Raw genomic sequence first — 25917 nt, forward strand, 5'->3', positions numbered from 1 at the left:
ATGAACAGCACGCTTGAATTCGCCGGCAGGACCGCGCTCGTCACCGGCGCCGCCTCCGGCATCGGCCGCGAGGTCGCCCGTCGCCTCGCCGAGGCCGGAGCGGCCGTCGTCGTCGCCGACCACAACGAACAGGGCGCGCGGGAGACCGCCGAGGCCCTCGTCGCGGCCGGCGGCAGGGCCGCCGCCGTCGGCGTGGACGTCACCGACCCCGCGTCGGTGCGCGCCGCCGTCGACTTCACCGTCAAGAAGTTCGGCGGCCTCCACCTCGCCGTCAACAACGCCGGGATCGCCGGAGCGACCGCTCCCACCGGCGAGTACGGCATCGAGGACTGGCAGCGCGTCATCGACACCAACCTCAACGGCGTCTTCTACTCCCTGCGCTACGAACTCCCCCTGATCCTCGCCTCCGGCGGCGGCGCGGTGGTCAACATGTCCTCCATCCTCGGCACCAACGGCTTCGCCGGTTCCCCCGCCTACTCCGCCGCCAAGCACGCGGTCGTCGGCCTCACCAAGACCGCCGCCGTCGAGTACGCCTCCCGGGGCGTCCGCGTCAACGCCGTCGCCCCCGGCTTCATCGACACCCCGCTCCTGCGGGGCGGCGACGACGCCCAGCGCGACCACCTGATCTCCCTGCACCCGCAGGGCCGCCTCGGCACCGCCGAGGAGGTCGCCGAGCTCACCCTCTTCCTGCTCTCCGACCGCGCCTCGTTCGTCAACGGCAGCTACCACCTGGTCGACGGCGGCTACGCGGCCCGCTGACCCTTCGTACGGCCGTCCCCCCACCCAGGCTGCGAGAAAGAAGCTCCCCATGTCCCCCCAGATGAAGGCAGTCCAGTACCGCACCGTCGGCGAGGCCCCCGAGGTCGTCACCGTCGACCGGCCCGAGCCCGGCCCCGGGCAGGTGCTGCTGAAGGTGACCGCCGCAGGCGTCTGCCACTCCGACATCGCCGTGATGAGCTGGCCCGCCGAGTCCCTGCCCTTCCCGCTGCCGCTCACCCTCGGCCACGAGGGCGCGGGCACGGTCGCCGCGCTCGGCGAGGGCGTCACCGGCTTCGAGATCGGCGACCCGGTCGCGGTGTACGGGCCGTGGGGGTGCGGAAGCTGCCTGATGTGCGCGCAGGGCAAGGAGAACTACTGCCTGCGCGCCGCCGAACTCGGCATCCGCCCGCCCGGACTCGGCGCCCCGGGCGCGCTCGCCGAGTACATGGTCGTGGACGACCCCCGGCACCTGGTCCCGCTCGGCGGCCTCGACCCGGTCACCGCCGTGCCGCTCACCGACGCGGGCCTGACCCCGTACCACGCGATCAAGACCTCGCTGCCGAAGCTGACCCCCGGCAGCACCGCCGTCGTCATCGGCACCGGCGGTCTCGGCCACGTCGCCATCCAACTGCTGCGCGCCCTGACCCCGGCCCGGGTGATCGCCCTGGACGTCACCGAGGAGAAGCTGGACCTGGCCCGCGAGGTCGGCGCGCACGAGACGGTGCTCTCCGACGCCGACGCGGCCGGCAGGGTCCGCGAACTCACCGGCGGCCTGGGCGCGCAGGCCGTGTTCGACTTCGTCGGCGCCCCGCCCACCGTCGCCACCGCGTCGGCCTGCGCCGGGGTGGAGGCCGACGTGACCGTCGTCGGCATCGGCGGCGGCGCGGCCCCGGTGGGCTTCGGGGTCGTCCCGTACGACGCGGCCTTCCGCGCCCCGTACTGGGGTTCGCGCTCCGAGCTGATCGAGGTCCTGGACCTGGCGCGCGCGGGCGTGCTCGACGTCCACGTGGAGACCTACCCGCTGGACCGGGCGCCCGAGGTGTACGAGCGCCTGCACGCGGGCCGCGTCAACGGCCGCGCGGTGCTCCTTCCCCACGGCTGAGCCCGTCCCGTACGTCCGTCCGCCCCCGTTCCGCACACGCATCGGGGGCGGACGCATGACACCACGGGGAACTCGGAGGCGGGCCGGTCCGGCCCCCGCCCGGGAGCGGCGCGGGTGCCCGGCCTGATCAGGGGTACCCGAAGCGGTGACCCCGCGCGTCAGGTGCGGGGGTGAGCGTCGAGGTGAGCGGCATGCCCGAATCGCGGGAGGCACGCAGGGTGCGGGCTGCGGCCGAGGGGGACTTCACCCTGTTGCCGCAGCGGCTGGCCGCCGCGCTGTGCGCGGTGCTGGAGGTGGACGGGGTGACGCTGTCCCTGGCCACGGACACACCGGAGCGGCAACTGCTGGCGGCGACGGGGCCGGTCGCGGTGCGCCTGGAGGAGCTTCAGTTCGAGTGCGCGGAGGGGCCGTGCGTGTCCGCGTGCGCGGAGGGCGTACCGATGCTGTGGCCCGACGTGCGGCAGGAGCCGGGGCGGTGGCCCGTCTTCGGCGCGCGGCTGCGGGAAGAGCTTCCGCAGATCGGGTCCCTGAGCGGGTTCCCGCTGGGGTCGTCGCCCGCCGTGGGGTCGGTCGACCTGTTCTCCTTCCGGCCCCGGCGGCTGACCGCGCGGAGCGTCGGGCGGGCCCTGCGGGCGTCCGCCGCGGTGCTGGAGGTGCTGCTGGAGGCAAGCCGTACGCACAGCACGGAGGACCGGCTGCCCCGGTGGCAGCCCGAGGAGATGCTGGACGCCCACTGGGGCACCACCCGCCGGGCCGTGGGCGTGCTGATGGAACGGTGGGACGTGGACGCGGCGGAGGCCCTGGCCAGGCTGCGGGCCAGGGCCTTCGCGAGCGGCAGGCCGCTGCCCGAGCTGGCGGCCGACGTGATGGCGTCGGGCTGCGGCGGCGACTCGCCGTCGGACGGCGCGGACAGCTGCTAGCGCATCGGCGGCACCGGATACGGCTCGGTCGCCGGTACGAACGCGTACTGGGGGCACGGGGCGGCGAAGCACTGCTTGGGCGCGGGGACACAGACGTGACCCGGTGGGGTCTCCACGGCGAAGCAGGGGCCGGCGTCGGCGGCGGACCGCGCGGGAGGCAGCGGTGCGGCGTGCGCGGCGGTCGCCGTGAGCAGCAGCGAGGCGGCGAGGAGGGGCAGTCCGGCGGCGATGCGGGCGGCCGGGGACAGGGCGGTGCGGGGGGAGTGCGGCATGGGGTGCAGCCAAGCACCCGGGGCACGCGGGGCGGGGCGGGCCCGCCGGGGATCACTCGAAGGAGGACGACGGGGTCCGGCCCGTCTCGGGAACCCCGGGAGCGCGGGCACCGGGCCCGTCGGCGGGCGCGTACCCCGTCCGTGCTCCGCCGCTCTTCGCCGGGCCGCCGGCGCGCGGCCGTCAGGCGTGGCGGGTCGGCGGCGCGTCCAGCGGCGCGTCGTGGACGGTCGTCAGCTCGGTGAGTCCCGAGATGGCCAGCACCGGCGTCAGCAGCGGCGCCGCGACCAGCGTGACGTGGTCGGCGTGCGCGAACAGCACGCTCAGCCCCGCACTGTCCAGGTACTCGACGGCCGTCAGGTCCAGGACGAGGGGCCGCCGCGCCGGGTCCTCCAGGGCGGCGGCGAGGACGGCGCTGTTGCTCATGTCCACCTCGCCCACGGCCGTCAGGAGGGCGGTGCCGTCCGGGCGTCGGCCGGGGGTGAGCGTGAGCGGTGTCGTCATCGGGGAATCCTCGCGTGCATGTCGACGGTGGTGCCGGACGGGCCGGGCGTGATGGTGACCTGCTGCATCATGGCGCGCATCAGCGTCACCCCGCGCCCCCGGTGGGCGTTCGTCTCCGGGCGGGGCGTCCGCCAGCGGCCCGAGTCCGCGACGCTCAGGTGCAGCGTGTCGACCCGCGCCTCGGCGCGGAGCCTGACCATGTCGCCGGGGGCGTGCCGGTGCCCGTGCTCGACGGCGTTCGCGCAGGCCTCCCCGGCGGCGACCAGGACGCCCTGGAGCATCTGCGGAGGCACCTCGCAGGCGCTCAGCCAACTGCGCAACGCCTTGCGCACCGGGGCCAGTTGGCCGGACTCGGCGGGGAAGGCCACGTCCAGCGGGGCGGGGTGGCGGTAGAGCAGCACGGCCACGTCGTCGTCGTACCCCCCGGCCGGGGCGAGACGTGACATGACCAGCGAGGCGAGGTCGTCGAGGGAGGTGTCCCGGCCCTCCTGGACGGCCGCGCCCGCCCGGTGGATGCCGTCCATCAGCGGGCGGCGGCGGCGCTCGACCAGCCCGTCGGTGTAGAGCAGCAGGGTGGCCCGGGCGGGCATCGTGCAGTCCGCCTCGGGGCGCGGATGCCCCGGGCGCACCGCGAGCGGCGTGGAGCGGCCCGCGTCGAGGAGCTGGGTGCCGCCGTCCGGGCGGGCCAGGATGCCCGGCGGGTGCCCGGCGCTGGAGTAGGTGAGCCGGCCGGTGCCCGGGTCGAGCACACCGCAGAAGACCGTCGTGCACAGGGCGCCCGGGACGGTGGCGGCGAAGTGGTCCAGGGCCATGAGCGCGCGGGAGGGCTGGGCGTCCTGGAGCAGCAACGCCCGGCAGGCGCTGCGGAGCTGGCCCATCACGGCGGCCGCCTGGAGGCCGCGTCCCACGCAGTCGCCGACCACGATGCCGATGCGCCCGTCGGGCAGCGCGACCGTGTCGTACCAGTCGCCGCCGACCTCCAGGGGCTGGGTGGCCGGTTCGTACCGCACGGCGAAACCGTCCGGGAGCTGCGAGGGGCCGAGGATGGCCCGTTGCAGCTCGATGGCCGTCTCGCGCTGCTGGTCGATCTGGTGGGCGCGGGTCAGGCCCTGGGCCAGGCGTCCGGCGAGCAGGGAGAGCAGCAGCCGGTCCTCGCCGGTGAACAGGCGCCGGCCGCCCAGGTCGATCCACAGGGCCAGCGGACCCTGCGGGTGCTCCAGCAGGATGCCGGCCCCGGCGCGGTCGGCGACGGGCGACAGCAGGGGGTGGTCCCGCAGGCCGGTGAGGGCCCGGCGCTGTTCGGCCGGCAACCGCTCCCAGGCGGGGGCCTGCCCGGCGGCGGTCAGGGCGGGTTCGTCGCCGCCCGTGAAGAGCGCGGCCAGCACGGCCTCGGCCCGCCACAGCCCGCGCAGTTCCTCCAGCGCGCCCGCGAGCGCGTCCGGCAGGTTCGCGGCCTGCGACAGGCTCGTGCTCAGGGCGCCGAGGGCGCTCTCGCGCTGGACGGCGTAGTGCTCGGCGGTGACGTCGCGGAACGTGCCGACCGTGACGCTCTTGCCGGACTCGGGGTCCCGCGCCCGGTTGAGGGTCGCGCTGACCCACAGCCGGTGCCCGTCCCGGTGGCGGACGGGGAGGGTGCGGCCGCCCTTGTGCTGCTGCCCGGGCAGGGCGGCGAACGCCTCGGCGACCGCGCGGTGCGCGTCGGGCTCCGTCTCGGGGTCCGGCCACCACGGGTGGGCGGACTCGTACGGCAGGCCCTGCGGGCCGAAGCCGAGGATGTCGGTGAAGGCCGTGTTGATCTCGATGACGGCGCCCTCCGCGTCACAGACGAAGAACGCCTCCTGGAGCGAGTCCACGAGCGCCGTGCGCCAGCGGGCGTGGTGGGTGCGCATCCGGGCCAGCTCCACGTTCGCCCGTACCCGCGCGAGGAGTTCGGCCGCCGCGAACGGCTTGACGAGGTAGTCGTCGGCCCCCGCCTCCAGGCCCTCGATGGACGCCTCCTGGCCCGCCCGCGCGGACAGCAGGAGTACGGGCACCGCGGCCGTACGAGGATCGCCGCGCAGCGCTTTGACCAGGGAGAGCCCGTCCAGGCGGGGCATCATCACATCGCTGACCACCAGGTCGGGCGGGGTCTCGGTGACGGACCGCAGGGCCTGCGCCCCGTCGCCCACGGCACTCACCCGGTAACCGGCCCCGCGCAGCAGGCGCGTCAGGTAGTCGCGCATGTCGGCGTTGTCGTCGGCGACCAGCACCCGGGCCGGAGCGGGGCCGTCGGCGGAGACGGACGGGGCCGCGGAGGGGGACGCCGCGGTGCGGGCGGCCGGGGAGGCCGACGGGTCCTGGACGTCGTCGTCCGCCGGCAGCCAGCGCTGCGCTTCCTGGAGGTACGGGTCGGCCGCGGCGGACGGCTCCCCGGAGACCGCGTCCGCCGCGGCGGGCCCGAGGGCCCCGGCGGGCGCCGCGAGGGCCTCGGCCGGCAGGTGGGCGCTGCCGAACGGCACCCGCAGCGTGAAACAGGTGCCCTCGCCCTCGGTGCTCTCGGCGGTGATCGTGCCGCCGTGCAGTGCCACCAGCTCCCTGACCAGGGCGAGCCCGATGCCGCTGCCCTCGTTGGACCGGGCCCGGGCGTTCTCGATGCGGTGGAAGCGCTCGAACAGCTTCGGCATCTCGGCGGCCGGGACGCCGATGCCCGTGTCGGTGACCGTGACCACCGCGTGGCCGGACTCCGCGCGCACGCGCACCGCGATGGACCCCTCGAAGGTGAACTTCAGCGCGTTGCTCAGCAGGTTGAGGACCACCTTCTCCCACAGGTCCCGGTCGAGGTGCACCGGCTCCCGCAGCGGCGGGCAGTCGACCTCGAAGCGGAGCCCCGCCCGTTCCACCGCCGAGCGGAACAGGCTCGCCAGTTCCGCCGTCACGGACGCCAGGTCGGCCGGCGCGTAGCGGGCCTGCATGCGTCCGGCCTCTATGCGGGAGAAGTCCAGAAGGGTGTTGACGAGCTTGCTCAGGCGCAGTCCGTTGCGGTGCACGGCCTCCAGTTCCTCGCGCACCTGCGGCCCCGCCTGCGCGAGCCGGCCGCGCAGTTCCTCCACCGGCCCCATGATCAGGGTCAGCGGGGTGCGGAACTCGTGGCTGATGTTGGAGAAGAAGGTGGTCTTGGCCCGGTCCAGCTCGGCCAGTTCCTCGGCCCGCCGCTGCTGCGCCTGGTAGCTGCGCGCTCCCGCGACGCCCGCCGCGACGTGCCCGGCGACCAGTTCGACGAACGCCCGGTAGCCCGCGTCCAGCGGCCGGAACCGGTTCAGCGCCGCCACCAGGAATCCGTACGGTGTGCCCCCCTGCTGCAACAGAGGTGCCACCAGCGCCTGTTGGGGCGGCTGCGGCCAGCCCCCGCCCGGCAGGTCCGCGAACGGCCCGCCGTCCAGCGCCACCGGCGTCGACTCCCCCCGGGCGAGCGCCCGCACCGGCCACACCGGGTGCGGGTCGTCGGCCGCCAGGACGGGCGGGGCGGCCGGGTGGCCGGCCGCGATGCCGGTCGTCCCGGCCAGGTGCGCCGAGCCGTCCTCCGCGAACAGGTACGTCAGCGTGAACGGCAGGTCGAGCAGATTCCGGCCGAGCTGCCCGCCGACGAAGGCCAGCATTTCCTGCTCGGTGCGGGCCACGCTCGGGTCGGAGCCGAGGTCGCGCAGGGTGGCCATCTGCCGCTCGCCGATGACCCGTTCGGTCTCCTCGCTGACCACGCACAGCATGCCGACGACATCGCCGTCGTCATCGCGCAGCGGGCTGTAGGAGAACGTGTGGTACGTCTCCTCCGGATAGCCCGAGCGCTCCAGGAACAGCAGCAGCGCCTCGTCCCAGGTGGCCTGCCCGGTGGCCGTCACGGTGTCGATCCGGGGCCCGATGTCGTCCCAGATCTCCGCCCACACCTCGCCGGCGGGACGGCCGAGCGCCCAGGGGTACTTGCCGCCCAGGGTGTCCCGGCGGTAGGCGGCGTTGCAGAAGAACGTCAGCTCGGGGCCCCAGGCCATCCACATCGAGAACCGCGACGACAGCAGGATGCTGACGGCCGTGCGCAGGCTCTGCGGCCAGGTGTCGGGCGGACCGACGGCGGTCGCCGCCCAGTCCACGGCGGCGAGGTCGCGCCCGACCTCGTCGTCGGCCGCGAACACGTCGGGCTCCGGTACGCCTCGGCTCCCGGCACCGGGGCCCCCGGCGTCGCTGCCTTCGGCATCGTGACCTTCGGCATACGTCACCGGACACTCCTCTTTCCCGTCCGTGGGCCCCGGGGCGCGCGGTACCACAGGCGTGCTTCGCTCGTACGTGTTACGTCCGACAAAGGGGCGATTGCTCCGAAATGCGCGGCGGAATCGGCCGCCCCACGGAGTTCGATCTCCCCACAGTAGGAGAAATCCGCACCCGCTGCCGGAAGATGTGAGGATACTGCGGACAAGGGCCGGAGAATGGCGGGGAGGTGGCGGTGACCAGGCCGGACAGTGCCGTTCCCGGGCTCGTCGGCCGAGGGCGCGCAGCCACGGCCCGCACGTTGTGCGCCGATCCGGGTACGGGAGTGAACGACGACCGCGCCGAGCGCCCTGCCCGCCCCGCCGCCACCTACGTGCCCGACCAGGAGAACAGGTGAAGATCCCCGTCCTGACCGTCACCCGAACCCCCCACGCCTCCGGTGCCACCGTGCTCACCGTGGCCGGAGAGCTGGACCACCACACCGCGAGCGAGTTCACCGACACACTGAGGCACACGCCGTTCGGGCCCGGAGCACCCGTGGTGATCGACCTCGCGCAGCTCGACTACTGCGACTCCACGGGCATCACGGTGCTCATCACCGCCCACCACCAGGCCGAGGCGACGGGGTCGCGTCTGCTGCTCACCGGCCTGCGGGCCGACCTGGCGCACGTCTTCGGCATCGTCGGCCTGGACCAGGTGTTCACGTTCCGGCCGACGGTGGACGAGGCGCTGGAGGTGCTGGCCTCGTGAGACGGCCGCGGCGGTCGGCCGCACGGGACGACCGCCGCGTCCGGGGGGCCCGTTCCCGCCCCCGGATGCCGGGTCATCCGCCTCCGCCGGGGGCGACCAGTCCCGATTCGTAGGCCGCGACGACCGCCTGGGCCCGGTCCCGTACGGCCAGCTTGTCGAAGATGCTGGTGATGTGGTTCTTGACCGTGGAGGGGCTGAGGCCGAGGGCCCGAGAGATGTCCGTGTTGTCCAGGCCGGTGGCCATCAGCCGCCACACCTCCACCTCGCGGGGCGTGAGCGTGTCGTGCCCCGCCCCCGGGGCCGACGGCGGCGTGCCGCCCGGTCTGCGGACGTAGGTCGAGATCAGCCGGGTGAGCAGGCGCGGGGCGACTACCGCCTCACCCGTGTGCACGGTGCGGATCGCCGCGGCCAGGTCCTCCGGGGAGCTGTCCTTGGGCAGGAACCCGTAGGCCCCGGCGCGCAGCGCGCCCACCACGTACTCGTCCATGTCGAAGGTGCTGAGGGCCAGCACCCGGCAGCCGGGCAGCTCGGCCGCGAGCCGTCGCGTGGCGGCGACGCCGTCCAGCACGGGCATCCGGATGTCCATCACCACCACGTCCGGGCGCAGTCGCCCGGCGAGCGCGACGGCCCGTGCGCCGTCCTCGGCCTCGCCGACCACCTCGAAGCCGGGGTCGGGGGCGAGGATCAGCGACAGCCCGCGCCGGACCAGCGGCTGGTCGTCGGCGATGAGGACGGTGATGGGGCGGGCCGTACCGGTCATCCGCGCGACTCCCTGCCCGCCGGGACCGGGGCCGCCGGGTCCGTGCCTGTGGGGACCGGACCCGCCGGGTCCGGGTCTGCCGCCCGCGGCGCTTCCAGGGCGGCCTCGGCCACCGGCAGTTCGGCGCGCACGCCGAACCCCCCGCCGCCGCGCGGGCCGGCCGTCAGGCTGCCGCCGTGCAGCGCGACGCGCTCCCGCATCCCGACGAGCCCGTAACCGGGGCTCCCGCTCCGCACGGCCGTACCCGCGCCGTCGTCCCGCACCTCCACGACGACCGCGTCCCGCCGATACGTCAGCCGCACGTCGGCGCGTGCGGTCCCGGCGTGCTTGCGGGTGTTGGTGAGCGCCTCCTGCACGATCCGGAACAGCGTCAGCCCGGCCGTCGGCGACAGCGCGAGAGGCGGCCCTTCGACGGTGAGGTCCGTCGGCAGTCCGGCCGCGCGGGCCTCGTCGACCAGGTGCCCGATGTCGTCGACGCCCGGCTGCGGCACCGCAGGCGCGCCGCCCGGTTCGCCGCCCGGCCCGCCGCCCGGCCCGCCGCCCGGTTCGTCGTCCGCCCGCAGGACGTCCAGGAGTTGACGCATCTCGCGCAGCGCGAGCCGCCCCGAGGACTCCAGCGTGACCAGGGCGTCACGGGCCACCTCGGGCCGGGCGAGGTTGGCGCGGGCCCCGCCCGCCATGAGCTGCATGGTGGTGAGGTGGTGGGCGACGATGTCGTGCAACTCCCGTGCGATGCGGCGGCGTTCCTCGGCCACGGCGCGGTCGGCGAGGAGCCTGCGGTGGGCCGCGACCTCCCGCTGCCGGCGGTTCACCACGAGCGCCGTGCCGACGACGAGCAGCGTGGTCAGGAGCGGGTACACGGCGTCCTGCCACGGCGGAAGCCGCCCGCCGCTCTGGCTCCCCAGCGTCACCGCCGCGGTCGCGGTTGCCGCGCACCCGGTCACCCACCCGGGACGGGCCCGGCCGACCGTGTAGAGGGCGACCACCAGGACCGCCCCGACGTGCTGCGGCAGCGGCACGGTCACGGTCGCCACCGCGTCGAGGCCGAGCACGGCGGCGAAGGCCGCGACCGGCTGCCGCCGCCGCACCAGCAGCGGCAGCGCCCCGAGCGCGAGCAGCAGGAAGCCCGCCGCGTGCACGCTGTGGGCGGTGCCGGAGCCGTCGAAGAACACGTAACTGAGCAGGTTCATGACGCAGGCGCCGCCGGTCACCAGGGCGTCGTTGCGCGTCCAGGGCCGATCGGCGTCCTCGTCCTCCGGCGCAATGGGCGGCACGGCCGGGCCCCCGTGTCGGTACCTCGGCATGCCCGCCCCCTTGCGTCCGGCCTCGCGGCTCCCCGGCACAGGGTCGCACAGTGCCGCGCGGTCCCGTCCCGGGCCCTGACCAGGAGCGGGGCCGGGAGTAGGAGCAGGGTCCTGGTCCGGGGCCGGGGCAGGACCCCGGTCCCGGCCCCGGATCGTCCGGCGTCACGACGCCCCCGCCCGCCGCGGCTGATGGTCTGGAGACAGGCCGGGCGACCCCAGCGCCGGCCCCTTCCGACCATCCGCACCGATCCGTCCGCCGGAGGACCCCGTGATCCGCACCCTGACCGGGTACGCCACCCGCAACCCCTGGAAGGTCATCGCCCTGTGGGCCGTACTCGGCATCGTGCTCAGCGCCCTGATCCCCACCCTGATGTCCCGCGTCACCCAGCACCGCACCGCTGACTTCCTGCCCCGCGGCTACGACTCGGCGGCCGCCCAGCACCTCGCGGAGGAGAAGTTCGGGGACGACCCCGACGCCACCGCCCTGACGGTCCTCGTCGCCCGCACCGACGGCGGACCCCTCGCCGCCGCCGACCGCGAGCACATCGCGGCGGGGGCCAGGGCCCTGAGCGGGCGGCGGGTGGTCATGCCCGTCGAGGACGACATGCCGAGGTTCCTCCTGCCCGACCGCTCCCAGACGCCCGCCGTCACCCCCGCGGCGACCGCGCCCGACCGGAGCTTCGCCCTGCTGAGCGTGCGGTTGACCGGCAGCCCCTCCGACACGGGAGTGCAGGGCGTCTACCGCGCCTTCCGCGACGACGCCCGGGCCCACTTCGCGGCGGCGGGCCTGCGCACCGGCTTCACCGGCGATCTCCCCGAACTCGTCGACACCACCGACGACCACGAGGTCGCCACGACCGTCGGCGGCGTCCTCGTCACGGTCCTGATCATCCTGCTCAACGTGCTGGCCTTCCGCAGCGTCCTCGCGGCCGTGCTGCCGCTGATCGCGGTCGCCCTGATCGGCGCGGTGGCGGCGGGCGCCGTCGCCGGCGCCGCGCTGCTCACCGGACGCCGACTCGACGCGGGCACCCCCGGGCTGATCAACGTGGTGCTGCTCGGCATCGGCATCGACTACCTGCTGTTCCTGCTCTTCCGGTTCCGCGAACAGCTCCGGGAGAAGCCCGCCCAGCCGGTCCGCGAAGCGGCCGCGCAGGTCTCCGGCCGGGTGGGCACCGCGATCACCTCGGCCGCGCTGACGATCGTCGCCGCGTTCGCCACGCTCGGGCTCGCGACCTTCGGCCAGTTCCGCTCCATGGGCCCCGCCATCGCCGTCGCGGTCCTGGTGATGCTGCTCGGCAGCCTCACCCTGATGCCCGCCCTGCTCGCCGCCGCGGGACGCGCCATGTTCTGGCCGTCCAGGACCCTGGACCGCACGCCCGCCGCGGGCCGGGCCGCCCGCTTCGGGGAACTCGTCACCCGGCGGCCGCTGCTGATGCTGGCCGCCTCCCTGGCGCTGCTCGCCGCACTCGCCGCCGGGCTGACCGGCATCCGCATGGAGTACGGAAGGGACGCGTCCGGCTCGCGGACCGCCGCCGCGGCCACCGCCGCCGAGATCTCCCGCGTCCTGCCCGCCGGGGTGTCCGACCCGACCAGCGTGTACGTCACCGCCGACGACGGCGGCGCCCTGGCCCCCGCCCGGCTCGACGGCCTGGTCCGCGCGCTCGCCGGGGTCGAAGGCGTCGGGAAGACCGCCCCCGTCGTCCTCAGCCAGGACCGCGGCACCGCCCGCATCGACCTCCACCCGACCGCCGACCCGCAGAGCGAGAAGGCCCGCGACCTGGTCTCCGGCCCGCTGCGCGACACCGTGGCCCGGCACACGCCCGAGGGGACCAGGGCCCATGTCGGCGGCACGGCGGCGGTCTTCGCGGACATCGCCACCGCCGTCGACCACGACCTGCGCATCGTCTTCCCGGTCGCCGCGGCCCTGATCACCCTGATCCTGCTGCTCCTTCTGCGCAGCCTGCTCGCCCCCGTGGTCCTGATGCTCGCGGTCGGCCTCGGCTTCGCCGCCACGCTGGGCGCGGCCGCCCTGCTCTTCCAGCACGTGCTCGGCGGGACGGGCGTCGACTTCACCCTGCCGCTGGTGCTGTTCCTGTTCGTCGTGGCGCTGGGCACCGACTACAACATCCTCGTCGCCGACCGGATACGGGAGGAGATGCGGCGGCCTGGCGGGGCACGGGCCGCCGTCGCCCGGGCGCTGCGGCACACCACGCCGGCCGTCGCCACGGCCGGGCTGGTCCTGGCGGGCTCCTTCGCGACGCTCTCCGCCACGCCGGGCAGCGCGCAGATCGCGTTCGCGATGACGCTGGGCATCCTGCTCTCGGCGCTCGTCCTGGCGCTGGTCGTGGTGCCCGCGCTGGCGGCCCTCCTCGGCCGGGCCCTGTGGTGGCCGCTGCGCCCGGGGCCGGAGCGGGGCGGAAGGGCCCGGCACCGTACGGCCGACAGGGCCGACGGGGACGACGGCAGCCAGGGACGGGAGGAACGAAAGGAGTGGGCGGCCGCCCCCCGGTGAGCGTTACGGTGTGCGGGCCGACCGGCGGAGCGAAGGAGACACCATGCGGGGTGCCCAGGGAGCACGGGCGGTGCGCGCGGCCGTGGAGACCGCCGCCTCGCTGGGGCTGGACGCCGAGGACGTGACCGTACTCCACGACTCGAACAAGCTGGCGCTGCGGCTGCTGCCGTGTGACGTGCTGGCCCGGGTGGCCCCCGTGGACGACCAGGTCGCGGAGCACGAGGTCGACCTCGCCCAGCGGCTCGCGGCGGCCGGGGCCCCGGTGGCCGCGCTCGATCCGAGGGCGGCGCCCCGGGCGTACGGGAGGGACGGCTTCGTCGTCACCCTGTGGACGTACTACCGGCCCGTGGGGGTGCTCTCCCCGGCCCGGTACGCGGACGCGCTCGTACGACTGCACGCCGGGATGCGGGCCGTCGACCTCCCGGCGCCGCACGTCACGGAGCGGGTCGCGGAGGCCCTGCGGGTCGTGGAGGACCGCGAGCGCAGCCCCGAACTGACCGACGGCGACCGGGGGTTCCTCGCCCGCACCCTGCGCGGCGCGAGCCGGGGCCTGGGTGGGGCAGGCCAACTGCTGCACGGGGAGCCGCATCCGGGGAACGTGCTGAGCACGAAGGACGGGGCGGTGTTCATCGACCTGGAGACGTACTGCCGCGGACCCGTCGAATTCGACCTCGCCCACGCCGACGAGGAGACCGGCGCGCACTACCCGGGCGCCGACGCCGCGCTGCTGCGGCAGTGCCGGACGCTGGTGGCGGCGATGGTCACCGCCTGGCGCTGGGACCGGCACGACCGGTTCCCCGACGGGCGGCGGCTGGGCGTGGAACAGCTCGGACGGCTCCGGGCCGCCCGCGAGGCGTGAGACGGCCCCACGGCCGCGCCCGCCCGTGGGCGCCGCCGCCGGGGCACGCGCCTGGCGGGTCGCCGCGTCAGGACCGGAGGAAGGCCAGGACCGCGAGGACCCGGCGGTGGCCCTCGGTGTTCGTCGGGAGGTCCAGCTTGCTGAAGATGTTGCCGATGTGCTTGTTCACCGCCGCGTCGCTGACGCACAGCCGGGCGGCGACGGTGGAGTTGGAGTGGCCCTCCGCGATCAGGCCGAGCACCTCGCGCTCGCGGGGGCTGAGCCGTTCCAGGGGGTCCTGCCGCAGGCGTACGAGCTGCTGGATCACCTCAGGGTCCACGACCGTGCCGCCGGCGGCGATCCGGTCGACGGCGCCCATGAAGTCGGCGACCGCGCCGACCCGCTCCTTGAGCAGGTAGCCGACGGCCGCGCCCCCTCCGGAGTCCAACAGGCCCAGCGCGTACGACCGTTCCACGTACTGACTCAGTACGAGCACGGGCAGCCCGGGCAGTTCCTCGCGCAGCCGCACCGCCGCCCGCAGGCCGTCGTCCGTCAGGGTCGGCGGCATGCGCACGTCCGTCACCACCAGGTCGGGGCGCTCGGCACGCACGGCCGCCTGCAGGGCGTCCGCGTCGCCGACCGACGCCACCACCTCGTGCCCGACCCGCCGCAACAGCCCGACCAGGCCTTCGCGCAGCAGGACGGCGTCATCCGCCACGATCAGGCGAAGCGACAAGGGACCTCCACGTGCAGCAGGGTGGGACCGCCGACCGGGCTCGACACCCGCATCCGGCCCTGGAGCGCCGCGACCCGGTCGGCGAGCCCGGTGACGCCGGAGCCCGCCCCGGGGTCCACGCCGCCGTGGCCGTCGTCGGTGATGTCGAGGATCAACACGTCGGCATGGTAACGGCCCCGGACGGCGGCGGACCCGGCGCCGCTGTGCCTGGCGATGTTGGTCAGCGCCTCGTTGATCACGTAGTACAGCGTCGACTCCAGCTTCCTCGGCAGCCGCTGAGGGAGCGTCAGGTCGACGGTGACGGGTATCGGGAAGCGGCCCGCGTAGTCCTCGACGGCGGCGACGAGACCGTGGTCGGCGAGGACGGGCGGGTTGAGTCCCCGGATGAGCGACCGCAACTCGCGGTGTGCGGTGGCGAGTTGCTGCTCGGCCTGGGTGAGCAGCTCGGACTGCGGGGAGCCGTCGGGGGTGTCCAGGCGCAGCATGCCGAGGGTCATCCCGAGGGATACCAGGTGCTGCTGCGCGCCGTCGTGCAGATCGCGTTCGATACGTGTCCGCTCGGCGTCGAAGGAATCCAGGAAACGTGCCTGCGAGGCGCGGACCTCCCGCAGTTCCTCCTGGAGTTCCAGGTCGCGGGGGGCCAGGAACGTCCGGGTCATGGCCCCGCGCGCACCCGCCCACGAGGTCACCGTGTACGGGGAGGCCAGCAGGACGAGGACGCCGAAGACCGTCCAGGGCCAGGTCTGCGGGCCCGTCGCCTCGAAGAACACGGCGGGCAGGCCGAAGCAGAACCCCAGCACCAGCAGGTCGAGCCACCACAGGGCAGTGGCCGAGACCAGCGTGAACGCCAGCTCCCGCCAGGTCACGTGCTCGGTGAGCCGGTGCCTGACCCAGGCCCTCGGGCCCGGCGCCCGAGGGCCGCGGTGCGGGTCGGGCACGGGGTCGAGGTCCACCAGGCGGAGCCGCCGGCGCTCCACCGAGGCCACCGAGGTGGCGGCCAGGACGAGCCCGGCGAGGACCACGACGCCGACCAGCACCAGCAGCAGCACGGCCCCGGCCGCGAGCACCACCGCGAAGACCGCGGTGACGGCCGCCCCGAACAGCACGCCCCCCACCAGGTAGGCCAGGGACCGCCAGGGCCACGCCGACACCAGGAAACCCGTGGGGCGCTGTGCCATGGCCTGCCAGGCCGTCGTGGGTCGCATGGGAGCACGGTAGCCCGGCAGGGGACGGCGCGGCGGCGGCCGGGGCGACTCCCCGCCGCCTGCCGGACGGGCCCCCCGTGGCGTGCGGCGCACCCCACCGCCTGCGGCGCGCCCCACCCCCTGCGGGCACCTGTTGCGGTGCGGCGGGGGCCCGCGTCACCCCGTGCCCGCGGCGCGCCCGGGGCCGCCCGGGTTCTCCCGGCCGGTGGCGAACTCCGTCCAGATGCGCTGCGGAAAGACGTTCCCGCGGTTCGAGCCGGAGCCGCCCACGCCCTGCATTCCCAGGAGCTGCGGCGTTTCCGGCCGGGTGCGGAACATGGTCACCGCCGTCGTCGCGTCCTGGGCGTGACCGACGAACCACGCCGACCGCATCCGGTCGTCCCCGTCCGTCGCGCCCGCCGACGTCTTGTGCATCCCCGGACCGGACAGCGCGTCGATCTGGCGGTCCGCGGTCAGCGCGTTCCAGAACACCGCGCCCAGCGCGGTGTTGACCTCGTTCGCCACCGAGGCGTCCATCGCGCGCCGCGGCACCGGTTTCTCGAAGCCCTCGACCTCCTCGCCGTCCCGGGAGACCCCGGTCACCGCGTACGGCTCCGCCCGCATGCCCCGGTTCGCGAAGGCGGTGTACGCGTTCGCCATCCGCACCGCGCTCGGCGTCGACGTACCGAGCGGGAAGGACTTGTCCAGCCGGGCCAGGCTCGACTCGTGCAGCCCGGCGCTGACCGCGAGCTCCTTCACCTTCTCCAGCCCGACGTGCCTGCCCAGTTGGGTGAAGGTCGCGTAGCCCTGTTGTTGCAGTGCGTCGTAGAAGGTCGTGGGCCGCCGGCCCCGGTCGGCCCGGGCGTCCGGCGCGCCCACGGGCGCCCGGCTGTCCGCGCCGACCTTCACCGGCCGGCCCGAGGCGTCGAAGGCGCTCTCCAGGGTGAGCGTGTCGTCGTGCTGGAGGCCCGCCGCGAGGACGAAGGGCTTGAAAGCGGAGCCGGCCGGGACGCCCGCCGTGTCGGCGTTGTTCGCGAAGTGGGTGACCGCGTCGGCCCCGCCGTACACGGCGACCACCGCCCCGTCGTCCCGCACGGACGCCGCGCCGACCTCCACGTGCCGGTCCTCGGCGCGCTTCTTCGGGTCGAGGTCGCGCTCGCGCACCTTGCGCACGGAGTGCTCCAACTGCCGCACCTTCGCCTTGTCGAAGGTGGTGTGCACCTTGTAGCCGCCCCGGGCGAGGTCCTTGTCGGTCAGGCCGGAACGTTTCTTCACGTACTTGTTGGCGATGTCGACCAGATAGCCGGTCTGCCCACCGAGGCTGGTCGGCTTGGCGGCCCTGCGCGGCTCCGGGAAGGTCCGGTACGTGTCCCGCTCGGCCCGGGTCATCACGCCGGTCTCCACCTGCCGGTCCAGGATCCACTTCCAGCGCTCCACCGCGCGGGCGTGGTTGCCGCCGCCGCCCGCCGGGTCGTACTCCTCCGCGCCCTTCAGCAGCGCGGCGAGCAGCGCGGCCTGGCTGGGGTCGAGGTCCTTGGCGGGGATGCCGTAGTACGCCTGGGCGGCGGCCTGGACGCCGTTGGCGCCGCGCCCGAACCAACTGGTGTTCAGATAGCCCTGGAGGATCTCCTCCTTGGTGCGCCGGTTGTTCAGCTTCAGCGAGATGAAGAACTCCCGGACCTTGCGCTTCGCCGACTGCTCCTGGCTGAGGTAGGTGTTCTTCACGTACTGCTGCGTGATGGTCGAACCGCCCTGGGTGTCACCGCCCTTGACGATGCTGACGGCCGCCCGGCCGATGCCCTTGAGGGACACCCCGGAGTCCTCGTAGAAGGTCTCGTTCTCGGCGGCGACGACCGCGTGCTCCACCGAGTCGGGTATGTCGGCGAGCGTGACGTTCTGCCGGTTGACCGCGCCCACGCTCACCATGTGACTGCCGTCCGCCCAGTAGTAGACGGTGCCCTGCCTGCGGGCCTCGGCGTTCTCGTCCGGGATGTCCACGCTCGTGTACACCACCGCGAACGCCCCGGCCAGCACCGCGCATCCGGCCAGCGCGCCGCCGCCCGCCTGCCGCCAGGAGGGCAGCCGGCGACGCAGGCCGCTCCGCCCTCCGCGGGGGTGGTCGACATGTGGAACACGCAGACGGCGGGGGCGTCGGGCCATGCGGGGGTCAGCTCCTTGTTCACGTTCACGCCGGCGCACCGCGTGGGTGCGAACTTGTGAAAGGAGATGTTCCGTTTCCCGCTCGGGTTGTCTCCCAAGGCCCTTTTCTCCCACGGGTGTTCGGTACCGGTGTCCCGCGGGTGTTCGGTACCGGACGGGAGCGGCCGCGGTACGGAAAGTGCCGTTGCGACCGAGCACGGCCGGCGTCCACGCACCCGGAGCGGTTCTTCCTCCTCGACGCCGACCGCGAACCGGGCGGGGCTCAGCCGGCCGGGTTGTCGGCCTGTCGGGGCAGGCAGAACATCAGCGCCCACATCAGGGCCAGGAGGCCGCCGGCCCACCACAGCACGGTGACGAACGCGTCGCGGTTGACCGCGCCGTCGGGAGAGCCGCCGGTGACGCCGAAGAACACCACGGCGGTCAGCGCGGTGCCCAGCGCGATGCCCAGGTGGATGGCGGTGTTGAACAGGCCCGAGGCCGAACCGGCGTCCTCGTGCGGGACCCTGGCCAGCGACAGATCGGCGAGCGGGCCGGAGACCATGCCCAGGCCGAAGCCGATCAGCACCACCGGAGCGGTCATCGCCGGCAGGGTCAGGCCGGCTTGGTGGCTGCCGATCTGGAGGGCGTACGTGACCGTCGCAGCGGTCGCGACCAGGGTTCCGGTCTGCGGCAGACGGCGGGCGAACCGCCCGGCTGTCTTCGCCGCGACCGTCGCGCCGCCCAGTTCTCCCACGGAGAGCAGCACGAAGGCCACGGCCGCCTCGAGCGGGCTCAGGCCCAGTCCGTTCTGCAGGTACAGCGTCCAGGTCAGGAAGAACAGGCCGCACAGCAGACCGTGCAGCAGGTCCACGGCCATGCCCCCGGAGAACTGCCTGACCCGCAGGAGGGACAGGGGCACCAGCGGGGCGTCGTCCTGCTTGCGCTTCTGGTGGCGCAGGAAGACACCGAGGACGAGGACGCCGGCGGCGAGCACGGCGAAGCACCACAGCGGCCATCGACGGGCGTGGCCCTCGGTGAGCGGGACCAGGATCAGGACGACGGCCAGGCCGGACAGCAGCATGCCGGCCAGGTCGAGCCGGTCGGCCCCACGGAGGGTCGACTCGGGGACGAAGGCGCGTCCGAGGAGGAGTACGGCCAGCCCGACGGGCACGTTGACCAGGAAGACCGGCCGCCAGGACAGCCCGAACAGGTCGGCCTCGGTGAGCACGCCGCCCAGGACCGGGCCCAGGACGTTGGCGATGGCGAGGACGGCCCCGTACAGGCCGAACGCCTTGCTGCGGCGATGGCCCTCGAAGGCGACGTGCAGGGTCGCCAGGACCTGCGGGATCATCACGGCCACTCCGACGCCCTGGAGCAGCCGGGCGCCGATCAGCATGCCCGGACCGGTGGCCAGACCGCACAGCAGGGAGGCGGCGGTGAACACGACGGTGCCGATGAGCAGCATCCTGCGGCGGCCGTGGATGTCACCGAGCCGTCCGCCGGTGATCAGCCCGACGGCGACGGGCAGGGTGTAGGCGGTGGTCAGCCACTGCACCGCGACCGGCCCGGCACCGGTCGACTCCTGGATGGCGGGCAGGGCGGTCAGGACGACCGACTGGTCGAGCATGTTCATCAGCTCGGCGGTCAGCAGCACCAGGAGCGCGATCCAGGCCGCCAGGGCCGTCTTCGGCCGGTGAGGCGCCGGGTGGGCGGGGGCCCGAGGGGTGTGCTGCGGCTCGTTGCCGAGCGCGGAGGAGGACACGACGGGAAAACTCCTGATCCGAAGGAATCGGGGAGCGCCGCCGACAGCCGCACCGGGCCGGAGGACACCGAAGCCCGGGGCAGCCGGCAGAGCTGCACCCGGGAAAGAGAACTGCGGAGGTGGGTGACGCGACTCAGACCGGCGCGACGTCCGCCCCCGGACGCGTGCGACACCACAGCACGCGGGGAACACGGACGACTACATGGCCTGATGGATAAGACGTCACCCCGGGATCGACGCGAAGGAACAGGAAGTCCGGTCACTGCCACCGAAGCCTCGGCACAGGAACGTGCCCAGGATACGACACCCCCGCGGGCCCGCCGGGATCACACCCGGGTGCGGCCCGGGCCGTCGGCCGCGTCGTCCGGCCCGGCCGGATGAGCGGTGTCGCCGAGGGCGGCAAGCTGACGGTTGTGGAAGTAGTCGTCCTCGTGGAGCGTGGTGATGCTCCCGGCCGGGGCGCGGAAGACGGCGTAACCCGCCGACGCGAGCGGGATCCTGAGCCAGGACGCGACCACGAAGGTCAGCGAACCGCCGTGCGTCACGACGATCTGGTGCGCGCACGGGCTCGCCAGGACCGCGTCCGTGGCCGCGTACAGGCGGCGGGCCCAGACGAGCTTGGTCTCGGCACCCGGCACGCCCTCGTCGTGGTCCATCCGTTCGCCGACGGGCGGCGGCGGGACGAAGCGCCGGTCCAGCCACTCCTGCGGCCGGCCGCCCGCCGCCCCGTAGGACTTCTCCCGCAGGCGGGGGTCCAGGCGAGGTTTCACGTGAAACAGTGCGGCGATCGCCTCCGCCGTCTCACGGGTGCGGTGCAGGTCCGAGGAGTACAGCTCGACTTCGGCGTCCGCCGGGACCCGGGACCGCAGCTCACGGGCGACGGCCCCGGCGGCGCGGAGCCCCGCGGGAGTCAGGTGCGAGTCGTACCAGCCGCCGACGAGCCCCTCGACGTGGTGGGTGGCTTCGGGATGGGTGACGACGTACAGGGTGCGCACGGGTACTCCTCGGGGAAAGGGGTGCGGGCGCGCCGCCCCCGGCCGTCGGCTGGGTTCAGTCCTCCAGGAGGGCGGCCAGGGCGTCGGCCGGGTCCGGGTGGGGGGCGGCGCTCGGCCACCACGTCCCGCCCTCCTGCTGGTAGGGGTACCAGCGGTCGTCGCGCCCGTACCGGAGCTGGAGGCCCCGGCCGCCGAGCGTCACCCGGTTGTCGGTCACCTCCAGTGCGGGCAGTTCGTCCTGCGCCCAGTCCGCGGCGAGGGTGGTGCGGGCCCGCGCGAGGTCCTGTCGCGGCGGTGTCCAGGAGGTCTCCAGGACGTCGAGCCCGGCGGGGCCGCCGAACCGCCAGGCCCGCACCGCCCGGTCGAACCGTTCCGGCGCGCCGGACGCCTCCCGCAGGCGCGCGGCGGCCCGGGGGTCCGGGTGCGTGGCGGCGATCCGTACCGCGTCCCGTGCCGCGTCCAGCGCGAGCGGCGCCGAGGGACGGAACCCGTGCAGATGGGCGAGGAGTTCGCGCGCCCGGGAGGCCGCGTCGACGACGAGCGGGGCGAGCGGGTCGGCCCCGGCCCCCGGCGGCGGCCCGGTCCGGCGGGCGGCGGGGCGGGGGAGCGGCGGCAGCGGCGGGAGGGGCGCCGGGGGCGCGGCGTACGCCTCCCGGGCGGGAGTGCCGTCCGGAAGCGGTTGCCGTACGGCGTCCTCCCCGGGCTCCTCGGGGCCGTCCACCGCCCCGGCCATCGCCTGCATCAGCACGACGGACGTCAGCTCCTCCCGCGCCCGGCGCAGGTCCCGCCCCCGGATCAGCAGGAGCAGCGACGGGTCCTCGTCCAGGAGCCAGGACACCTGGTGGCAGAGCGCCGCCGCGTGGGAGCACGGGTCCTCGAACTCCTCGCAGCCGCAGGCTCCTTCGAGGTCCCCGTAGCCGGGCAGGAGCCGTACGCGGGCGTCCTCGGCGGCCTCCAGCAGGCCGGGGGGCAGGTCGCCGCCGAGCACGCCCTCCAGCACGGAGGGGCGTTCGGCCACGCACTCCCACAGCCGGTCCCACTCGTCCTCGTCCAGCTCCGCGAAGGTGACCACCGTGTCGAAGGCCGCGTCGCCGTCGTACGCCTGCGCGGCGATGCGGCCCGGGCTGACCGTGACCGGCCCCAGCCGGCCCGTCCGGGCCGGGTCGCCGGGTTCGAAGACCGCCGCGTACCGCGCCGGCACGTCCACCTGCGCACCCGTCGTCCACACCATTCGAGCCTGCCCTCCGCCTCGCTCCACCCGTACCGCCACACCCGGGAGACGTGCGGGGCGCGGCGAGAGTTGTGCGGTCCGGGGGCACCGGTGAGGAAGTTTTTTTCGGCGAGGATGCCGGAACGATGCCGAGAAGCCGGGTCCCGCTCCGTCCCAGACGCATTCCGTGGTGCGTTCCGTGCTCACCACGGAGGCGCGCGGGGGCCGTCCCGAGGGAGGCTGTGACCACAGCGAACGGCCCGCCGGGCCACTGACATCAGGGAGTGACCATGACCAGTTCTGCCACGTCTTTCCACGGGTTCAGCGAAGAGGAGCGGGCCGCGATGAAGGACCACGCCCGCGAGCTGAAGGCGGCCGCGCGCCGCCAGTCGCAGGCGGACAAGGAGGCGCAGGCGGAGCAGGACGTCCTCGCGAGGATCGCCGAACTCGACGGCACCGACCGCGTCCTGGCCGAGGGCTTCCACCAGCTCCTGCGGAGGACCGCCCCGGAACTGAAGGCCAGGCTCTGGTACGGCATGCCGGCGTACTGCCGGGACGGCAGGATGGTCTGCTTCTTCCAGAGCGCGGCCAAGTTCAAGGCCCGCTACGCCACGATCGGCTTCAGCGACCAGGCCGCCCTGGACGAGGACACCCTGTGGCCCACCACGTACGCGGTGACCGCCCTGACCCCCGCGACCGAGTCCCGTCTCACCGACCTGATCAGGCGGGCGCTGGGCTGAGACCGGCCGCGCCCGGAGCTCACCGGCGTGTTCCCGGCCGGGTTCGTCGTTCGGCGACGGCTGTATGAGGAAGACTCCACGGGCCGGCGGCCTTCGGGCCAGCGGTTCACGGCGCAGGCAGCGCCGCCGCCGGCCACCGCTTCGCAACTCCTCACTCCCGGAGGCCGGAAGATGCAACTGTCCCTGCCGCAGCGGCTCTGTCTGCTCTGTCACACCGTCGACGAGGGCACGGTCGAACTCGTCAACGTCCAGGGCCGCGGCCAACTGCTGCGCGCCGCCGCCCTCCACGAACTGGCCCTCGCCGAGCACCTGAGCGTCGAGGGCGAGAAGGTCCGCCGGCGCGGCACCGGCCCGACGGGGGACGCCTTCCTCGCCGAGGTCTGGCACGACCTGCCCGCGGACAGCCCGAAGAGCTGGCTCCCGTTCGTGCACCACAAGGCGGCGACGGCCGCGAAGCCCGTCCGCGAGCAGCTCGCCGCGGCGGGCGTGATCACCGTCGAGCGCCAGAAGAAGCTGGGCGTGCTCCCCTTCGACCGCGTCCACGTCAAGGACCCGAGGCAGGTGCTGGACCTGCAACGGGGCGTCCGTGACGCGGTGTTGCGGAACACCGGTCCGGCCGCCGTGCCGGCGGACGAGCTGACGACGGCGGTCTTCGCGGCCGAGGCCGAGGTGCCGAGCGTGTTCACCGCCAAGGACCGCCGCGAACACCGCGACACCCTGACGGCCCTGGCCGCGTACTACGACGAGAGCATGGTCCCGGGCCTGCGCAAGGCGCTGCGCGACGCGTACCTGTCGAGCCGGGCGGTGGGCGGCGGCTGGGGCGCCTGACCGACGGCCGCCCCGCCCCGGGCGGCGGACGGGGCGTCCCGGCCGCCGCCGTTCCCGCTCAGAACGCGCCGTAGTTCACCTGCCAGGTCGGCAGACCCATCCGCCGCCACAGCTCGACCACCCGGTCCCGGTCGTCCAGCGACACCCGCACCGCGAACCGCTCCCGCACATGTGCGTCGAACAGCTCGGCCTTGACCAGGTCGTCGCGCCTCTGGTCCTTGGCGGGCCGCATCCACAGCTCGTCGTACGGCACCTGGTGGCGCTTCAGCCACTCCTCGGTCTGCTCCCGGAACTCCTCGCTCCGCCCCGACAGCAGGACGAGCGTGTCGCCGTACGTCTGCCGGAAGGCCAGCAGCGCGTCCCGCACGGAGGGGTTCAGGACGTCGAGGCCGCAGCGCGTGAAGTCGTACGGGCCACGGTCGCCGGTCAGCGCGAGCGTGCCGTCGATGTCGCACATCACGGCGGAGGGCAGGGCCGGGTCCGGGACGTAGGGGGCCACCTCCGCCTGGTCGTTGAACCAGGCGTCGGTGAGCCGCCAGCCGCCCCTGGTGGCCTTGGCGTGCTTGTCGGCGAGGATGCGGATGATCTCCTCGCCGACCGGGTTCGCCCGCGCGGCGTCCCGCCGTACGCACTCCTCCACCGGTACGCCGGTGAAGTCGTGCACCACGAAGGTAGCCCGCCCCGCCACCGCCGCCTTCAGCCGCTTGGGGACGTGCGAGGTGAGGTGCGTGTTGTCGACGACCACGTCGAAGCCGCCGTGCACGGCCGCGCGGACCGCCTCGTCCTGGACGGCGAGCACGGTCTGTTCACGGGCCCAGGAACGGGCCCGGCCCTCCGGGGACTCGTCGCGCTCCCGCTTCGACGGCAGGTCCAGCATGGCGCGCAGGTCGTCGAGGTTGACGCGCCGCATGCCGCCGTCGGACTCGGCCTGGAGGGCGCGGGCGGCGGTGGTCTTGCCGGAGGCGGGAAGGCCGGTCATCACGTGGACGACGGGCAGGCGCGCGGGGGCGCCGGCCCGGTCCTCGCTCACGTCCTCGGCCGCCGTCGCGGCCTCGGCCCCGGGCTCGGGAAGGGGGGTGTCGGGCATGGTTCAGCTGTCCTCATCGGTCGTGAACGGGTCGGCGGCCGCCGGCTTCAGCGCACGCCACACCACGAGGTCGGTCGGTCGGCCCGCCAGCCGCTGGAACATCGCGGCCCGCACCGCGCGGTCCGGCAGCGCCTGGGCGGCGCGGGCGAAGGCCGCCCGGTCGTCGCCGAGGTGAGCGATCGTCGCATACGCGGCGTCGATGGCCCGCTCCCGGTCGGCGAGGGCCTCCTCGAGGGCCGCGGTCACCCCGCGCACCCAGGCGTCGAACTCGTCCGGCACCTGCTCCAGCAGGTCCTCCAGCGGGGCTCCCGTGGCGGCCTCCGCGACCGTGCAGCCGACCGCCTGGGCGACCTGCTTCGGCGGCCGGCCGGCGTCCCGGAAGCGCTGGATGCCGTGACCCCGCCAGACGTCCCGCTCGGTGACCCCCGTGAGCACCTTGTGCAGCCGGACGTACTCCGCGATCTTGACCTTGGCGCGCAGGCCGGAGGCGAAGCGGATCACGAAGCCCTCGGCGTCGGTGCCGGTGGCGGCGCCGCCACCGGGCAGCGTGCTGGACGCGGTGAGCTCCATGAGGTCGGCCAGCGGCATCGCGGGCCACACCCGTACCACCGAACCGATCGGCGCCCAGCCGGCGGCGGCCTCGGCGAGCGGGACCTCGGTGCCGTCCGGGCCGTACGCGGCCAGCAGGACGAGGTCGCGCCGGTCGCCGTAGTTCACGACGATGCGGTTCTCGGGGTAGAGGATCTCCGCGAGGTACGTCGTGCCCGGGACGAGCCCGCTCGTGTCCCGGCCCGCGAGCCGGCGGCCCGCCCAGGCGGCCTGCTCACTCGTGAAGGAGCCCTTGGACGCGACGTGCCAGCGCCCCGAGTGGTGGAAGACGATGCCGAGGCTGCCGTCGACCTTGTCGTACACCTCGAAGGGCTCGTCGGGGAGCGCCGGGGCGTACGGGCGGCCCAGCGCGTGCTCGGCCGCGTTGAAGAACTTCGGCAGCGGCAGCGCGGCCACCTCGCCCGTCGCGTCGTCGACGACCAGACCGCGGCAGCGCGAGGTGACGTCCGTCCAGGCCTGTTCGTACTGGCAGGAACGGGTGTACGCGTAGATCGACAGCGGCAGTTCCGGGTGGGTCCGGCGCGTGACGTGGCCGATCTCGACGGCCTTGACGAGGTCGCCGGGCTGCATGAGACGGTCGAGACGAAGAAGGGTGGCAGACATGGGATTTCTCCTGGTGAGGTCCCCCGTATCCTCCCGTCCCGCCGACCGGAACGGAAACGATTAAGCACC

Annotated in this window: 21 protein-coding genes; 8 read left to right on the forward strand and 13 right to left on the reverse strand. The window is 74.5% G+C overall.

Features of this window, described 5'->3' with window-relative positions; genetic code table 11:
• The 3 genes from ACIP93_RS17550 (at position 1) to ACIP93_RS17560 (ending at position 2781) form a co-directional block, all read left to right on the forward strand.
• Entirely contained in the window at positions 1–759 is a 759-nt protein-coding gene (locus ACIP93_RS17550) for an SDR family NAD(P)-dependent oxidoreductase (RefSeq protein ID WP_401759831.1), read from the forward strand.
• A gap of 61 nt (positions 760–820) precedes the next feature.
• Positions 821–1861 carry an NAD(P)-dependent alcohol dehydrogenase gene (locus tag ACIP93_RS17555; RefSeq protein WP_401760593.1) on the forward strand — a complete coding sequence of 347 codons (1041 nt, stop codon included), beginning with the start codon at positions 821–823 and terminating at the stop codon, positions 1859–1861.
• Between the two features lie 191 nt (positions 1862–2052).
• On the forward strand, positions 2053–2781 hold the full coding sequence (locus ACIP93_RS17560) for a GAF domain-containing protein (RefSeq protein ID WP_401759834.1): 729 nt from the start codon (positions 2053–2055) through the stop codon (positions 2779–2781).
• Here ACIP93_RS17560 and ACIP93_RS17565 read toward each other — a convergent pair.
• From ACIP93_RS17565 to ACIP93_RS17575, 3 genes are all read right to left on the reverse strand, one after another.
• The gene (locus tag ACIP93_RS17565; RefSeq protein WP_345219464.1) at positions 2778–3053 is read right to left on the reverse strand and encodes a hypothetical protein; all 276 of its coding nucleotides are present in this window, start codon (positions 3051–3053) and stop codon (positions 2778–2780) included. The genes ACIP93_RS17560 and ACIP93_RS17565 overlap by 4 nt on opposite strands.
• Before the next feature lie 181 nt (positions 3054–3234).
• On the reverse strand, positions 3235–3555 hold the full coding sequence (locus tag ACIP93_RS17570; RefSeq protein WP_345219465.1) for an STAS domain-containing protein: 321 nt from the start codon (positions 3553–3555) through the stop codon (positions 3235–3237).
• On the reverse strand, positions 3552–7583 hold the full coding sequence (locus ACIP93_RS17575) for a SpoIIE family protein phosphatase (protein ID WP_401760595.1): 4032 nt from the start codon (positions 7581–7583) through the stop codon (positions 3552–3554). Before ACIP93_RS17575 ends, ACIP93_RS17570 begins: the two co-directional genes overlap by 4 nt.
• A gap of 601 nt (positions 7584–8184) precedes the next feature.
• On the opposite strand from ACIP93_RS17575, the gene ACIP93_RS17580 reads away from it, so the two are divergent.
• Entirely contained in the window at positions 8185–8541 is a 357-nt protein-coding gene (locus tag ACIP93_RS17580) for an STAS domain-containing protein (protein WP_345219466.1), read from the forward strand.
• Positions 8542–8614: 73 nt separating this feature from the next.
• On the opposite strand, the gene ACIP93_RS17585 is transcribed toward ACIP93_RS17580, so the two are convergent.
• Positions 8615–9301: a response regulator gene (locus tag ACIP93_RS17585; RefSeq protein WP_401759838.1), complete on the reverse strand. Its 687-nt coding sequence runs from the start codon at positions 9299–9301 to the stop codon at positions 8615–8617.
• The gene (locus ACIP93_RS17590; RefSeq protein WP_401759841.1) at positions 9298–10605 is read right to left on the reverse strand and encodes a sensor histidine kinase; all 1308 of its coding nucleotides are present in this window, start codon (positions 10603–10605) and stop codon (positions 9298–9300) included. The genes ACIP93_RS17585 and ACIP93_RS17590 overlap by 4 nt, the downstream gene beginning before the upstream one ends.
• Positions 10606–10873: 268 nt before the next feature.
• Between ACIP93_RS17590 and ACIP93_RS17595 the strand changes: the two genes are divergently transcribed.
• Together ACIP93_RS17595 and ACIP93_RS17600 are read left to right on the forward strand one after the other, a co-directional pair.
• Complete coding sequence (locus ACIP93_RS17595) at positions 10874–13117, forward strand: MMPL family transporter (protein WP_401759844.1); 2244 nt, start codon at positions 10874–10876, stop codon at positions 13115–13117.
• Between the two features lie 43 nt (positions 13118–13160).
• A complete protein-coding gene (locus ACIP93_RS17600; protein ID WP_401759847.1) occupies positions 13161–13976 on the forward strand; it encodes a phosphotransferase family protein in 816 nt (271 codons plus the stop codon).
• 67 nt (positions 13977–14043) lie between these two features.
• Here the strand turns inward: ACIP93_RS17600 and ACIP93_RS17605 are convergent, their stop codons facing one another.
• The 6 genes from ACIP93_RS17605 to ACIP93_RS17630 all read right to left on the reverse strand — a co-directional run bounded on the left by ACIP93_RS17605 (position 14044) and on the right by ACIP93_RS17630 (position 22002).
• Positions 14044–14691: a response regulator transcription factor gene (locus ACIP93_RS17605; RefSeq protein ID WP_345219471.1), complete on the reverse strand. Its 648-nt coding sequence runs from the start codon at positions 14689–14691 to the stop codon at positions 14044–14046.
• Complete coding sequence (locus ACIP93_RS17610; RefSeq protein ID WP_401759850.1) at positions 14676–15896, reverse strand: sensor histidine kinase; 1221 nt, start codon at positions 15894–15896, stop codon at positions 14676–14678. The genes ACIP93_RS17605 and ACIP93_RS17610 overlap by 16 nt, the downstream gene beginning before the upstream one ends.
• A 156-nt stretch (positions 15897–16052) precedes the next feature.
• Positions 16053–18035: a transglycosylase domain-containing protein gene (locus tag ACIP93_RS17615; protein ID WP_401759853.1), complete on the reverse strand. Its 1983-nt coding sequence runs from the start codon at positions 18033–18035 to the stop codon at positions 16053–16055.
• Positions 18036–18297: 262 nt separating this feature from the next.
• The gene (locus tag ACIP93_RS17620) at positions 18298–19776 is read right to left on the reverse strand and encodes an MFS transporter (protein ID WP_401759855.1); all 1479 of its coding nucleotides are present in this window, start codon (positions 19774–19776) and stop codon (positions 18298–18300) included.
• Between the two features lie 326 nt (positions 19777–20102).
• Positions 20103–20771: a histidine phosphatase family protein gene (locus ACIP93_RS17625; protein WP_401759858.1), complete on the reverse strand. Its 669-nt coding sequence runs from the start codon at positions 20769–20771 to the stop codon at positions 20103–20105.
• Between the two features lie 55 nt (positions 20772–20826).
• Positions 20827–22002: a hypothetical protein gene (locus tag ACIP93_RS17630; RefSeq protein ID WP_401759860.1), complete on the reverse strand. Its 1176-nt coding sequence runs from the start codon at positions 22000–22002 to the stop codon at positions 20827–20829.
• Between the two features lie 269 nt (positions 22003–22271).
• Here ACIP93_RS17630 and ACIP93_RS17635 point away from each other — a divergent pair, with 269 nt between their 5' ends.
• Positions 22272–22721, forward strand: a complete 450-nt coding sequence (locus tag ACIP93_RS17635; RefSeq protein ID WP_401759863.1) for an iron chaperone — start codon at positions 22272–22274, stop codon at positions 22719–22721.
• 171 nt (positions 22722–22892) lie between these two features.
• Positions 22893–23549, forward strand: a complete 657-nt coding sequence (locus ACIP93_RS17640; RefSeq protein ID WP_401759866.1) for a GPP34 family phosphoprotein — start codon at positions 22893–22895, stop codon at positions 23547–23549.
• Between the two features lie 58 nt (positions 23550–23607).
• On the opposite strand, the gene ACIP93_RS17645 is transcribed toward ACIP93_RS17640, so the two are convergent.
• Together ACIP93_RS17645 and ACIP93_RS17650 are read right to left on the reverse strand one after the other, a co-directional pair.
• Complete coding sequence (locus tag ACIP93_RS17645) at positions 23608–24636, reverse strand: AAA family ATPase (protein WP_401759869.1); 1029 nt, start codon at positions 24634–24636, stop codon at positions 23608–23610.
• 3 nt (positions 24637–24639) lie between these two features.
• Positions 24640–25848, reverse strand: coding sequence for an RNA ligase (locus ACIP93_RS17650; RefSeq protein WP_401759872.1), 1209 nt, complete (start codon positions 25846–25848; stop codon positions 24640–24642).
• Positions 25849–25917: the final 69 nt, after the last annotated feature.

This window comes from Streptomyces sp. NPDC088745 (assembly GCF_044751045.1).
Classification (GTDB): domain Bacteria; phylum Actinomycetota; class Actinomycetes; order Streptomycetales; family Streptomycetaceae; genus Streptomyces; species Streptomyces cremeus.

Coding starts and splice junctions, on each gene's coding strand:
- ACIP93_RS17630 (WP_401759860.1), bottom strand. CDS start 22,002: ATGGTGTGGACGACGGGTGCGCAGGTGGACGTGCCGGCGCGGTACGCG.
- ACIP93_RS17585 (WP_401759838.1), bottom strand. CDS start 9,301: ATGACCGGTACGGCCCGCCCCATCACCGTCCTCATCGCCGACGACCAG.
- ACIP93_RS17610 (WP_401759850.1), bottom strand. CDS start 15,896: ATGCGACCCACGACGGCCTGGCAGGCCATGGCACAGCGCCCCACGGGT.
- ACIP93_RS17565 (WP_345219464.1), bottom strand. CDS start 3,053: ATGCCGCACTCCCCCCGCACCGCCCTGTCCCCGGCCGCCCGCATCGCC.
- ACIP93_RS17645 (WP_401759869.1), bottom strand. CDS start 24,636: ATGCCCGACACCCCCCTTCCCGAGCCCGGGGCCGAGGCCGCGACGGCG.
- ACIP93_RS17570 (WP_345219465.1), bottom strand. CDS start 3,555: ATGACGACACCGCTCACGCTCACCCCCGGCCGACGCCCGGACGGCACC.
- ACIP93_RS17575 (WP_401760595.1), bottom strand. CDS start 7,583: ATGTGGATGGCCTGGGGCCCCGAGCTGACGTTCTTCTGCAACGCCGCC.
- ACIP93_RS17635 (WP_401759863.1), top strand. CDS start 22,272: ATGACCAGTTCTGCCACGTCTTTCCACGGGTTCAGCGAAGAGGAGCGG.
- ACIP93_RS17600 (WP_401759847.1), top strand. CDS start 13,161: ATGCGGGGTGCCCAGGGAGCACGGGCGGTGCGCGCGGCCGTGGAGACC.
- ACIP93_RS17555 (WP_401760593.1), top strand. CDS start 821: ATGAAGGCAGTCCAGTACCGCACCGTCGGCGAGGCCCCCGAGGTCGTC.
- ACIP93_RS17615 (WP_401759853.1), bottom strand. CDS start 18,035: ATGGCCCGACGCCCCCGCCGTCTGCGTGTTCCACATGTCGACCACCCC.
- ACIP93_RS17560 (WP_401759834.1), top strand. CDS start 2,053: ATGCCCGAATCGCGGGAGGCACGCAGGGTGCGGGCTGCGGCCGAGGGG.
- ACIP93_RS17650 (WP_401759872.1), bottom strand. CDS start 25,848: ATGTCTGCCACCCTTCTTCGTCTCGACCGTCTCATGCAGCCCGGCGAC.
- ACIP93_RS17550 (WP_401759831.1), top strand. CDS start 1: ATGAACAGCACGCTTGAATTCGCCGGCAGGACCGCGCTCGTCACCGGC.
- ACIP93_RS17590 (WP_401759841.1), bottom strand. CDS start 10,605: ATGCCGAGGTACCGACACGGGGGCCCGGCCGTGCCGCCCATTGCGCCG.
- ACIP93_RS17640 (WP_401759866.1), top strand. CDS start 22,893: ATGCAACTGTCCCTGCCGCAGCGGCTCTGTCTGCTCTGTCACACCGTC.